The 14,125-nt window shown below is 45.5% G+C and carries 7 protein-coding genes; all 7 read left to right on the top strand.

Features of this window, described 5'->3' with window-relative positions:
* Positions 1-75: 75 nt before the first annotated feature.
* The 7 genes from H8B06_RS19790 to H8B06_RS19760 all read left to right on the top strand — a co-directional run bounded on the left by H8B06_RS19790 (position 76) and on the right by H8B06_RS19760 (position 13,994).
* The gene (locus tag H8B06_RS19790; RefSeq protein WP_190995920.1) at positions 76-3,402 is read left to right on the top strand and encodes a SusC/RagA family TonB-linked outer membrane protein; all 3,327 of its coding nucleotides are present in this window, start codon (positions 76-78) and stop codon (positions 3,400-3,402) included.
* 12 nt (positions 3,403-3,414) lie between these two features.
* The gene (locus tag H8B06_RS19785) at positions 3,415-5,442 is read left to right on the top strand and encodes a RagB/SusD family nutrient uptake outer membrane protein (protein ID WP_223857813.1); all 2,028 of its coding nucleotides are present in this window, start codon (positions 3,415-3,417) and stop codon (positions 5,440-5,442) included.
* A gap of 19 nt (positions 5,443-5,461) precedes the next feature.
* Positions 5,462-7,090: a DUF5123 domain-containing protein gene (locus H8B06_RS19780; protein WP_190995919.1), complete on the top strand. Its 1,629-nt coding sequence runs from the start codon at positions 5,462-5,464 to the stop codon at positions 7,088-7,090.
* A 92-nt stretch (positions 7,091-7,182) separates the two neighbouring features.
* Positions 7,183-8,673: a pectate lyase gene (locus H8B06_RS19775; protein ID WP_223857812.1), complete on the top strand. Its 1,491-nt coding sequence runs from the start codon at positions 7,183-7,185 to the stop codon at positions 8,671-8,673.
* Positions 8,674-8,710: 37 nt separating this feature from the next.
* Positions 8,711-9,769, top strand: coding sequence for a pectinesterase family protein (locus H8B06_RS19770; protein ID WP_223857811.1), 1,059 nt, complete (start codon positions 8,711-8,713; stop codon positions 9,767-9,769).
* A 122-nt stretch (positions 9,770-9,891) separates the two neighbouring features.
* Positions 9,892-11,499 (top strand): glycoside hydrolase family 28 protein, encoded by a 1,608-nt coding sequence (locus tag H8B06_RS19765; RefSeq protein WP_190995918.1) that lies wholly within the window; start codon positions 9,892-9,894, stop codon positions 11,497-11,499.
* A gap of 11 nt (positions 11,500-11,510) precedes the next feature.
* Positions 11,511-13,994 (top strand): glycoside hydrolase family 95 protein, encoded by a 2,484-nt coding sequence (locus H8B06_RS19760; RefSeq protein WP_190995917.1) that lies wholly within the window; start codon positions 11,511-11,513, stop codon positions 13,992-13,994.
* Positions 13,995-14,125: the final 131 nt, after the last annotated feature.

The following is a 14,125-nucleotide window of genomic DNA, read 5'->3' as shown; positions in this document are numbered from 1 at the left end:
ATACATTTGGATTGTCATTTCTATGGAAGTGACGATAATCAATCATAAGCACAAACTTTTATAAACCATATTTATATGAAGAAAATTAAATTACCCTCATGTAAATCCAGCTTTACATTCCTGATGCTTACTGCCGTATCCCAAGGAGCCTTGGGAGAGGAAAGCATGCGATCCTTCTATCCAACAGCCGTGTCGGAGAAAAATCTTATCGTTGCCTGGAACGGAAAAATACAGACGACTATAGATGTATCGGGAACTGTAAGAGATGCACAAGGTGTTCCTATTGCTGGAGTTAGAGTAAGCGTAAAAGGATTCGCTAAAGATGTAGCAACAGAGCCCGACGGTTCATACGCCATTAAGGGCGTCCCGGATGATGCTACATTGGTCTTTTCTTTCGTGGGAAAAGCTCCGCAAGAAATCAGTGTAAACAAACGTGCTAAAATCGACGTGGTGTTACAAGATAGCTCTACTAGTCTTGAAGAAGTCGTTGCGATCGGTTACGGAACAGCCCGACGAAAAGATTTAACCGGATCCGTAGCCTCCATTAACGCAGAAAAGCTGAAAGATCTCCCCACCACCTCTGTTCTCCAAGCTATTGCAGGAAGGATGCCTGGCGTGCATGTCACCGTTACCGAAGGGTCTCCGGATGCCGATATAAAGGTCCGTGTTCGCGGAGGGAACTCCATCACGCAAGATAACTCTCCGCTATATATCGTGGATGGCTTCCGGGTTGCCAATATCAACGACATTCCCATGACCGACATCGAAACGATCGACGTATTGAAAGATGCCGCATCAACTGCTATCTATGGGTCAGAGGGAGCTAACGGTGTAGTTTTGATCACGACCAAGTCCGGTAAAGGAGGCTCGCCTAAGATCACATTAAGTTCGTATTTAGGTGTAAGTAATGTCTACAACCTTACAGAAGTATTGTCCCCTTACGAATATGTCTATTGGCAACGGGAACTTGATCCTTCAACTTCAGCTAACAACAGTTTCAATTCCATGTACGGGCTGTGGGAAGACTTGGATATCTACAAATCCAAAGCGGGTATCAACTGGCAGGACCGACTTTATGGCAATACCGGTATACAGCAGAATTACAATGTTGGACTCAGCGGGGGCGACCAAGATGGCAGCTTAACGTATAATATCAATTATACCCGGGACGATGAGGACTATATTATGCTAAACTCTGCCTATCAGCGTGATTATGTCAGTGCCAAACTAAATAAGAAAATCAGCCCTAAATTATCCTTCGAGTTCAATTCCCGTATGTCCAACACCGAGATACAGGGCCCCAGTATATCTGATGGACGAAAACTCCGGGAAGCCGTTAAATACGCGCCGGTACGTAGTTTAGCCTCGTTGACCGAGGATGCCCTTGGCGGTGCAGAAGATATCACCTCGCCAGAAGCTTTAAGTTCTTTGCGAGATCCTGTCGTGAATGTGGAAAACGAATATAAAGATCAAAATCGTTTTAACCTCACGTTTAATGCCGGTTTCAACTGGAAAATTATCGATGGGTTAAGCTTTAGTACCAAAGGATCCTTTGGGTATAACAAAGATTTTACGGATAATATCTGGGTGCGTGGCACAGGGCAGTCAAGCTCTAACGGCGGACAGCCCGTGGCCCGTAGAGAAGATAAAAAAGGAACCTTGTATTCTATACAAAACGTACTGACGTATGATTTCAATCTACAAGAAGATCAACATCGCTTCACCATCGTAGGTGGGCAGGAGTTCACGAACAGCCAACGGAACGATATGTTAGTGGAGTCCAAGTTCTATCCCGAAGACTTCACGCCCCAAGATGTATTAGCGATGTGGAATTACGGTACACCGCAACCGACCTATACCACCATTGGTGAGCCATCCCGGACTTCCTCCTTCTTTTCTCGGGCCAACTATACCTTCCGTGATCGGTATATCTTAACGCTAACCGGAAGAGTAGATGGCAAGAACGTTTTTGCACCCGGCAACCGATGGGGCTTCTTTCCCGGCGCCGCTTTCGCCTGGCGTTTGTCCGACGAAGCTTTTATGGAGAATACGCGTGCATGGCTTTCTGATGCAAAATTACGCTTAAGCCGTGGAGCGGTGGGCAACGCTAGAGTGGGTTCATATTGGAGACAGGAATATGGCTTCGTCACCGGAGGTAATCAGCTGTATTACATCGGTGAAACACCACAGAGTGCATTACGTACAAAAAACACGCTCAAAAATGAAAACTTGACTTGGGAAAGCACAGTCTCTACCAATATCGGTTTAGACCTAAGCTTCTTGAACAACCGGTTCAATGTCACCATCGATGCGTATAATAATATTACAAACGATCTAATTCTTCAAGTTCCTCTTCCTTCCAGCTCCGGATATGCAAATCAATACCAAAACATCGGTAGCACTTCCAATAAGGGATTAGAGTTTTCCGCCTCGGCCGTGTTAATGGAGAAAAAAGATTTTCGTTTATCGGCTGACTTCAATATCTCGTTTAACCGAAATAAAATCCGAGCGCTTCTAGATGGATTGGACGAGATGAATACACCTGCTTCGGCATGGTTGGATTTTGGGCGGGATGATTTCCGAGCTATAGTAGGCCAACCTGTCGGGCTGATGTACGGATTTCTTTCAGATGGTTATTATACTTTTGATGATTTCCATTTTGATGGGGATCAAAATAAGTGGATACTGAACGATGGTGTGGTAGACGCTTCCCACGTCATGTCACGCTCGGGCAATTATTTTGGGCCGGGTCATATCAAACTAAAAAAAGTAGAAGGAGAGGGAACCGTTGTCAATCCAGACGATGATCGGGTGGTTATCGGTAGGGCACAGCCTAAACATACCGGCGGTTTTATGTTGAATAGCAGTTACAAAAATTTTGACTTGGCGGCGATGTTCAACTGGTCTTACGGAAACAACATCTATAATGCAGACAAAATTGATTTCACCGCTTTCGAGGGTTCGAAACGCTACCAAAACCTGAGTTCAGATATGCGCCTATCGGAGCGTTTCACCACCATCGACCCAGCTACGGGATACAACATCATGTTTGGAAACGAAGCGAATCCCGAGATGTTCCGGGCATTAAACGAAGGAAAGACCATGTGGAATCCCATGGCAGCCAATGCACGTATCTTGACCGATTGGGCTATCGAAGATGGTTCGTTCTTACGACTGAGCAATCTAACCCTAGGCTACACCTTGCCTGCTCATATCGCCAACCGTTTGCTCATGCAAAACCTACGGGTATACGTTGCGGGATATAACCTACACGTGTGGACAAAATACACCGGACAGGATCCCGAAGTAGACACCCAACGGAATGCATTAACGCCCGGTGTAGGATATTCAGCATATCCGAAATCTAAAAAAGTGTTGTTTGGATTAAATGTTACATTTTAAGAGATGATGAAAATGAAAAAGATAATAGGAATAATTTCTGTCGTGTTCGTCACGTTTTTCACCGCTTGTGAGAAGTATTTAGAAACAGAATCACCTTCTTCGTTGAGCCCAGAGACCGTATTCAACACCAGCTCAATGGCAAAAGCAGCCGTTATGGGGCTTTATGGGCGGATGACAGACGCGTATATATACGGTCAGAAGCTTGCCGTCAATTGGCAAGGCGTATCGGATACGGAATCTAATGGTAGCTTTAGCGAGACCAACTATGTCCAACCGACCAGTGATTATGGTGCCGGCAACTTTTTTGGTGATGCCAACAATCAAACCACCCGCTGGCAGCGCCTTTATGAATTTGCCGAGATGTCCACGGCTGTCGTAGATGGCATCCGTAACTCACCCATATTAGAAAGCGATGCCGCAACCATGAAACCGTTATTGGGAGAAGCACTTACGCTCAAATCATTGGCCTTCTTTGAGATTGCTCGCTATTGGGGCGATGCACCCTATAAAAAAGAAGCTTCTAAATCCGATCTTTCCAACGTATATTCCGGAAAGTCAGACAAAGATACCATTTACCACTATCTCGTGCAGGATCTAAACGAAGCGCAGTCATACCTACCCTATAAAGGTGCTACTGGCGAATACGGCACCGTAGAGCGTATCACCAAAGGCTTTGCAAAAGGTCTGTTGGCACGAGTCGCGTTATTTGCCGGAGGCTGGTCGTTAAGGGACGCGAGCCTATTTCCAAACTCCACCGCGGAAAAACACCCCACCATTCCCGAAACCAATGGTTACTACGTAGGACGTCCGAAAAACTGGCGTGATTACTATGAGATTGCTGCTCAGCATACGGCAGAGCTCATTGGCTCGCCCGACAATCCGCACGCCTTAGATCCGAGCTTTCAACATATATGGGAGACCGTATGTGGCGGTCAATTAAACAGCTTTAATGAAAATCTTTTCGAAGTTGCCTTCGGTATGGGGCAAAACGGTGATATCGGCTCGTTAATGGGCTACGCGGTCGCAGGCGGATCTAAATACGGATCGAGGGGCTTCGGCGGTAGCTATGTCACCTCTACAGCCTACTATTTTTACTCATTCGACCGCGAAGATCAGCGCCGCGATGTAACGTTGACCTGGATTGGATACGGTGCAGATAACAAGGAAAATGTGAGCACTAATCCCTATGATGTTAAATTTGGAAAATGGCGGATATATTGGATGTCTGATGCCTATTTGGCGATGCATAAAACCGCTAGCGGAAGGATTGCTACCGGGGTGAACTGGATTTTGATGCGCTATTCGGACGTCTACCTGATGTATGCCGAAGCGTTGAGCCAATTAGAAAACCCAGATGCGGTACACGAAGCTGCCGGCATATCCGCACGCCAAGCCCTAGAAAAGGTACGTGAGAGGGCTTTCGGCGCCGGATCGGCGAAGATAAGCCAATATGATCCCAACTTCCTAAATGCGGTTATTAACGAGCGGGCTTGGGAGTTTGGAGGAGAATCAATCCGAAAACAAGACTTGGTACGTTGGGGATTACTATATCAGAAAATCGAAGACATGAAAAAAGCTCTTTGTCTCATGTACGATAATACACGGCCTGTTACCATATTTGATAAAACCTATCAACCTTCGGATTTCCCCAAAACCGTCTACTACAGATTCCGGAACGCAGAGTACATAGATCAAAGCTCATTAAACTATTATGGCGATCTTCCCGCTAATCCAGGAGGGGATTGGCAGTCTGTCTCTTGGTTTACAAAAGCAGCCGAAAAACCAGCCACTGTAGAGCAGGGCCGTACCTATAATTACACGATGTGGCCCGTAAGAACATTATTGGCAGGAACAGGTCTGATGGTTTCATACGACTATTCGGAATTTCTATCTACACTGACGTATGGCACCGAAATCCAGAATTTACTGCGACAATATAAAATGGGGAACGGCGTATGTAATTATCGCTATCCGTTTGCCATCTATGTGGACGATATCCGTGAGTCAAGAGGTTATTTAGAAAATTCATATGGATATTAATGCATTAGGGGAAACAATCATGAGAAAGATTTTAATAAATATGATTACGCTAGTTGCAACGGCACTAGCTATGTCAAGCTGCGAGAAGAAAGTAAACGATTGGGATGTCGACCCTTCCTATGCGGGACTTTTTCGATCGCTAAGTTTCGAAACAACCAACATCGGGGCTACCGATGTAGAGATCGGCTATACCCAAACCGTATCTGCCAACAAATATATTTTTGAGTTCAGCAAAGATAGCTTAGAGTTTAACGAAATTGTCAAAACGGTAGAAATCCTAGCGGATACCTTAACGCCTTTTGCACCTTCTACCACGCCAACACGGGTAGTGTACCGCACGATATTCGAGGATTTAGACGGAACATCTCCTTACTCTGTACGCATGAAAGGAATCAATACAGAGACCGGCCAAGAGTCGGGATATGTAGAATTGTTTTTTAAAACCATGGCAGAGCAATTGTTTTCGGGTGCCGATATATCCTTAGACCGAATTACGATGCACTGGCCGGCGACCGACAATGTGACTCACATTGTAATCACCGATCCGATAAACGACGATGCCGAAGTAAAACGGGTAGATTTGACAGCTTCCCATAAAACAGCAGGCGTTGCTACCATTACCGACCTTCAACCCGGTAAACTCTATGCGGTTTCCATTTTTAACAACGATGTTTTAAGAGGTACTCGGGTTCTCGTAACCTCCGGTATATCTGGAGGCGAGATCATTCCGGTCTCTCCAGGAGATGATATCCCGGCCTTGGTTGCCGCTGCACTGGCAGCAGGGAAACGAGAGATTATTTTAAATTTCTCGGGAGATCAACCGTATAATCTGGGTGCCGTAACATTACCGTCGGGCGTTATCAATGTCAGCGTAACCGGGACGGCGAATGCCAACGGGAAGAATCCAGTACTGCAAATCAGTTCTTTCAAATTATCTGACACACAGTACAGTAGGGTTATTTTTGAGAATGTGGATCTTCATGCTATTAGCGGAAGCTCTTTCCTCATCACTTCCGATCAGGCAGGTATGCGGGCTACAGGCTACTGGTTCACCAACTGTTATATACAAGGCTTTGGCAACGGCGTGGTACGCTTGAATAATGCCGTCAATGTAGGACAAATCAGGTTTGATAATTGCAGAATTCATAAAAATGGCGGTTGGGGAGTCGTGAATGTGGGAGGAAGTGAGGCCGTTGTCGATTCTATCAAGTTTACCAACAGCACGCTAACGGATCTTGCTACCCAGCTCATGGATGTGAGGGTAGCAGTGAAAAAGATTGTTGTACAAAACTGTACGTTTTACAATCAGAACGCTGCCATGAGCCAGTTGTTACGTTTTGATACAAATAGGTTACCGCTAGAACTGTTGGCGGGCAACAATATTATTTCTGGTACAAACAGCGGTGCGAAGCTGAATGCGACCAGCTATAACCATGGAGATTTTTCTCTCCCTGTATCCTTCGCTGGTAGCTATCGGACGAATGAGTTTGAAATAGAGAGGGATTCTCGTGGATTTGCAGATATTACGCTTTTCAGCGGTAGCGCTACCGATCTTTTTGTCGATCCAGATGCCGGCGATTTTAGGATTAAACCAAACAACGGGTTTGGCGGTCGTGGAACAGCTGGCGATCCGCGGTGGATTGAGTAGTAAACAAATATATGCGCCTACAGGGAATCGCTTTCCTGTAGGCATATTTTCTTTGAACTCGATAACGAGTTTAAGATCTAAACAGCTTATTTATGGACATAAAAAAAATGTATTATAATTTATTTATGCCGTTGGCAATTTTATCCTTAATCGGGTTTACTTTCTGTAGCAAAGGTAGCGGTGTGGTTGAGGATGGTAGCGGTGGCGGTAGTGACGACGATAACGTACCAACGCCCGTTGTGGAAGAAGCATTAGCTTTTCCAGGAGCAGAGGGCTTTGGACAAAAAGTAACCGGTGGCCGTGGTGGAAAGGTTATCAAAGTCACCAACCTGAACGACGCGGGTCTGGGCAGCTTACGCGCTGCTGTAAGCGCTTCGGGAGCACGAATAATTGTTTTCGAGGTCTCTGGCACCATAGAATTACAATCGCAGTTAAACATCCGCAACCCTCATATTACGCTAGCTGGGCAGACGGCTCCAGGAGATGGTATTACCATTAAAAATTATCCGGTGGTCGTTTCCACCGAGAATGTTATCATACGTTATATGCGCTTCCGAATGGGCGATGAAAAAAATGTAGAGGCCGATGCTCTGGGCGGGTTCGAACAAAAAAATATCATTATCGATCATTGTTCGATGAGCTGGTCTACCGACGAATGTGTATCTTTTTATAGCAATGAAAACTTCACCATGCAATGGTGCATTATCTCGGAGAGTTTGCGGGTTTCTGCGCATGATAAAGGCGCACACGGGTATGGGGGCATATTTGGTGGGATAAAGGCTACCTTTCACCACAATTTGCTGGCACATCACGATAGTCGCAATCCTCGTTTTGGAGAACGTGGCGGAACAGATATTGCTAAACGCTCACTTGTAGACTATCGAAATAATGTGATCTATAATTGGGCCGGCAACAGTGCCTACGGCGGTGAGGGCATGCATATCAATCTGGTCAATAATTACTATAAACCGGGTCCTGCCACACGCGCAAAGACACGGGTTTATTCAATTGATAAAAGCAAGAACCCCAATGAGCCCATGTATGATATATGGGGAAAATATTATATCGCAGGAAACTATTTCGAGGGCGAACCGGAAGTGACAAGCGATAACTGGACCTACGGTGTGTACAATCAGTTCCATCACAGCTATGGCGAAGTCTCGGCAGCAGATAAAGCGGCGATGCGCATTGATATTCCTCATGACAATCAAAGCAATATCGAAACCCATACGGCGCAAGAAGCTTACGAAAAAGTTTTGGAGCACGCCGGAGCTAGTTTAAAAAGAGACGCTGTTGATCTCCGTATTGTAAATGACGTACGAAATAAAACATATACTGTCCATGGTTCCAGCGGCGATCAAAATAGCCGGTTTGGGATTATCGACAGTCCAAACGATGTAGGGGGTTGGCCCGAGCTAAAATCAGAGCCTGCTCCAAAAGATTCGGATGGTGACGGCATACCGGACGATTGGGAGATTGCCCATAACCTTGATCCTCATAAGCCAAACGCCAATGGACGTGATCTTAGTACAGCTTATGACAATATCGAAGTATACATCAACAGTATCGTAAATAGAAAATAAATACAGTATGATCTCCATATCGAAAATAAAAAATTATATGCCGCATATCTCTATGCTATGCTCTATCCTACTAATAGCCGTTTATCCTATCTTGATATCCTGTTCTAAAAGTCCGGAAACAACGGATGAAACTACGCCGATAGAAGAAGAGGACAAAACGATCAACGCAGATGCCGTTGTCGCGGCAGATGGCACCGGGGATTTCACATCCTTGCAAGACGCGATTAATGCCGCACCAAATAATAGGACAGCATATTACTACATCTATATAAAAAAAGGCACGTATAAAGAGGTCGTCACCGTGCCGAGGAATAAAGACTATATATACGTGGTCGGAGAAAACGAAGTAACTACCGTTTTAACGTATGACAATTACGCCAGCCGACTAAAACCAGATGGATCGGAGTATGGCACAAGCGGATCTGCCTCATTCTTTGTACAGGGCAATAACTTCGTGGCCGAAAATATAACCTTTGAAAACACCGCCGGGATAAGTGCCGGACAGGCATTGGCGATTAACATCAACGGAAGCCAATCTGCGTTTCGGAATTGCCGATTTTTAGGTCATCAGGATACGTGGTATGCTGGCAATGGCACTTATCAATATCTAAAAGATTGTTTTATAGAAGGCTCTGTCGATTTTATTTTTGGAGGGTCTACGGCTTTTTTTGACAATTGCCAGCTGGAGAGTACCCGAAATGGTTATATCACGGCTGCATCTACTCCCGAAGCGCAGGCTTATGGGTATGTGTTTCATCATTGTACCCTTACGGCCCGCCCGGAGATCGCCAGCAATTCCGTCTACCTCGGTAGGCCCTGGCGTCCGAATGCAAAGGTTATATTCATCGAATGCGCTATGGATAAGCACATACAGCAACCCGGGTGGCATAATTGGGGGAATCCCGATAATGAAAAAACAGCGTTTTATGCCGAATACAAATCTACCGGTGCAGGCGCTAGCATAGATACCCGCGTTTCATGGTCTAGGCAGCTAAACGATGAGCAAGCTGCTAACTTCAGTTATGATAAAGTAATCGGAGACAAGCACCCCAACTTTATCGCCGATGATATAAATTTGGTAATAGCTGATAATTGATGGGTAAACGACACCTAGATAAAACATTCATCAATCAGTATAGGAACTGTAATTTTTAAAGAACGAATATGATTTTTAACCGCACAAAGAAGATTTTTTTGCTCAGAGCCACTGTTTTATGTATGCTAAGCGGCATCCATCACGCGCAGGCACAGTCCACCACAAGTCCCTATCATTGGGACAATCTACCGCAAGTTATACAACCGGAATTTCCGAAAGATACCATCGACATACAACAATTCGGCGCTAAGGGCGATGGTCACACGCTCAATACCCACAGTATTCAAGAAGCGCTTATCGCCTCGAGCAAAAACGGCGGTGGTGTCGTTTTAATCCCCGCTGGATACTGGCTTTCCGGACCACTGGAATTACAGAGCAACGTGAACCTACATTTAGACGACAACGCCTTCTTACAGTTCACGGCAGATTTTGATCAGTATCAAATTGTAGAGGGAAATTACGAAGGTAAACCATCTGCTCGTAATCAATCGCCGATCAGCGGCAAAAACCTGAAAAACATCGCTATTACCGGTCGCGGTACAATCGACGGCAACGGTGACGCCTGGCGCATGGTAGGAAAGATTGCATTAACCGAAAGAGAATGGCGAGACAAAGTTGCCTCCGGCGGACTGGTCAGTGACGACGGTAAAACTTGGTTTCCATCCGCTAAAACGAAGCTGGCCCATGTGGAAAAACGGTCCGTTTTATTGGGCGAAGGGAAAACCTTGGCAGATTTTGAAGATATTAAGGACTACCTACGCCCCAATTTACTTGTTTTAACCCAATGTGAAAAGGTATTACTCGAAGGTGTTACCTTACAGAACTCGCCGGCATGGAACCTACATCCGCTGATGAGCCAGCATATCACCATCCGGGATGTTAAGATCAAAAATCCCGACTATGCCCAAAACGGAGATGGCATCGATATCGAATCCTGCTCCAACGTACTCGTTGAAGATTGTATTTTAGATGTGGGTGATGATGCAATCTGTATCAAATCAGGGAAGGACGAAGAAGGCCGTAAAAGGGGAATTGCTACAGAGAAAGTGATCATTCGCCGCAATAAAGTATATTTAGGCCACGGAGGATTTGTCGTAGGCAGCGAGATGTCTGGAGGAGCGCGAGATATTTTTGTCGAGGATTGTACGTTCATGGGAACTGACAAAGGGATACGTTTCAAGACCACACGTGGTCGCGGTGGTATCGTAGAGAATATTCATATCCGTGATATAAACATGTCAAATATTGTTGACGAAGCCATTTTCTTCGATATGTACTACTGGACCAAACCACCAGAAGCAAATGAAGTCCAGGAGATTCCGCCCGTAACCGTAGAGACCCCACAAATCAGAAATATATTCATCGAAAACATCCATTGCAACGGAGCTAAGGTAGGTGTTTTCGTTCGTGGGCTACCAGAAATGCCCGTACAACATATCCACATGAAGAATTTAAACCTGACCGTGAATAAAGGAATTGAAATAAAAGATGCACAGCATATTACGATAGAAAATGCGATGCTAAATACGCAAACGGAAACACCTTTATTGTATATCGAAAGTGCAAAAAACCTTGTATTTAAAGGGCTACAATTCGATAAGAAGCAACCACATACCGTTGAAGTACATGGTTCTAATTCGTCTAATATTGTGATTAATAACACCCCGATTGATAAAAGTGGTATGAGTTTCCATCATGGTGCAAATAAAGAAGCGGTGCAACTTAATTAAAAACAGAAACAATGAGGAATAAAAATATGCTAAAGACGATTTTATTGATGGCCACGGTACTATTCGCTCCGTGGACACTGTTGCACGCACAACAGGAGCTAAAACTGATATATGATAAACCTGCTGCCGATTGGAACGAAGCCCTGCCGATTGGAAACAGTCGGCTAGGTGCCATGGTTTTTGGAAATCCAGCGAAGGAGCAAATACAGCTTAACGAAGAAACGATATGGGCGGGTGAACCGGGTAATAACGTTCCCAAAAACACGTATGACAAGATTGTAGCGATCCGAAAACTGCTGGCAGAAGGTAAAGCCAAGGAAGCACAGGATCTTTCGAATGCGACCTTCCCACGACAAGCACCCGATGGTTTAGATTATGGGATGCCCTATCAGACCTTTGGAAGTCTTTGGCTAAATTTTCCAGGACACGACACATTCCGAGATTTCTATCGCGAGCTCGATATTCAAGATGCGGTAGCACGCACATCGTATAAGGTGGACGGTGTTCAATATAATCGAGAAGTGTTTGCTTCCTTTACGGACGATGTTATCATCGTTCGCTTAACTTCCTCCAAGAAAAATGCCCTTTCGTTTTCCATCGGGCTCAGCACTCCTCATAAAGTACACGCGCTAACCGCAACAGAAAAACAGTTGAACCTTTCGGGCACCAGTGGATCAGTGGATAGCAAAACAGGGAAAGTAAACTTTGAGGGTATGGTGCGTCCGGTCCTAAAAGGAGGACAGCTGATTGTAAACGGGAATAGTTTTGATGTCAAAGATGCGGACGAGGTGATTTTGTATATTTCTATCGGCACCAATTTCAACCGGTATAACGATTTAAGTGGAGATCCGTCCAAACGGGCACAAACCATATTGGACAAGGCATTACGCGTAAAGTACGATAAGGCACTGGCTAACCACAGCAAAAAATACCAAAGCTTTTTTAACCGTGTCCATCTCGATCTGGGTACCTCGGCACAGGCTAATAAGACAACCGATGTACGCGTACAAGAGTTTGCAACCGCACACGACCCGGCTTTAGTATCTTTGTATTTTCAATTTGGGCGATACCTGCTGATCAGCTCCTCGCAGCCCGGTGGTCAGCCAGCGAACCTACAGGGTATATGGAATGAGAAGCTATCTCCGCCATGGGACAGTAAGTATACGGTCAACATCAACACCGAGATGAATTACTGGCCTGCCGAAGTGACAAACCTCTCCGAAATGCACGAACCATTATTTTCTATGCTGGAAGATCTTTCGCTCACCGGGCAGGAAAGCGCGCGGGAAATGTATCACGCCCGTGGATGGAACATGCACCATAATACGGATCTATGGCGTATTACTGGCGTTGTGGATGGCGGTTATTACGGCATGTGGCCAATGGGAGGTGCTTGGCTGAGCCAACATCTATGGCAGCATTACCTGTACAACGGACAAACATCCTTTTTGCAGAAACATTATGCTATACTGAAAGGGAAAGCACTGTTCTACCTCGATATTCTGCACGAAGACCGTTCCGGAAAATGGCTGGTCGTCAGCCCCTCGATGTCACCGGAAAACTCGTATCTGCCGGGTAGTGTCGGCGTGTCAGCCGGTACCACGATGGATAATCAATTGATCTTTGATGTGTTCCATAACTTTATCGATGCCGCAAAAATATTAGCTGTAGATACACCGCTGGCGGACTCCGTTAAAGCTGCATTGGATCGTTTGCCTCCTATGCAGATTGGACAGCATACGCAGCTACAAGAATGGTTGGAGGATTTAGATAAAACGACTGACCAGCACCGGCACATCTCTCACTTGTATGGGTTATATCCGGCCGGGCAGATATCGCCTTTCCGCAACCCAGATTTGACAGAAGCAGCCGTCAATTCATTGATCTACCGTGGCGATAAGTCGACCGGATGGTCCATGGGCTGGAAAGTGAACTGGTGGGCTCGTCTATTGGATGGCAACCAAACGTATAAACTCATTCAGGAACAGCTGAGCCCGCCGGTGGGAGATAAAGGGCAGAGCGGCGGTACTTATCCAAATTTATTGGATGCACATCCTCCTTTCCAAATTGATGGGAATTTCGGCTGTACGTCTGGTATCGCGGAAATGCTAGTGCAGTCTTATGACGGGAATATTTTCATTCTACCGGCCTTACCCGATGCCTTACCTCATGGCAGCGTCAGTGGTCTGAAAGTGCGCGGCGGATTTGAAATTGACATGACTTGGGCAGATAGCAAACTAAAGACATTGACCATTAAATCAACATTAGGCGGAAACTGTCGCCTTCGCTTAGCGCAGGAAACAAATTTGAAAGGTAATCGCATGATGGACATCGCAGAGGGAGAAAACCAGAATCCATTCTATCGGGTGCATCCGATCAAAGATCCGATGATATCCGCTAAAGCAAATTTGAAAGGTTTTAAACTTCCAGAGACAAAGCTAGTGGAGTTTGGTACGAAGGCCGGTGAGACGTATACGTTTGTTAATCAGCAGTAGAGCGTGTCTATTCCTAGAATAGCTTGACACTTTTTCGGTAAAAAAGAGGAAAAAGATGTCAAAATCAACAGGAGGAAAACAGAAAGAGATTTTACTGAAGGACCGCTTCAGTGATGACAGTTCCAGCCAGC

This window comes from Sphingobacterium micropteri, from assembly GCF_014692515.1.
Classification (GTDB): domain Bacteria; phylum Bacteroidota; class Bacteroidia; order Sphingobacteriales; family Sphingobacteriaceae; genus Sphingobacterium; species Sphingobacterium micropteri.
Note: the sequence above shows the minus strand (reverse complement) of the source record. Positions and strands in the feature narration are given on the sequence as shown.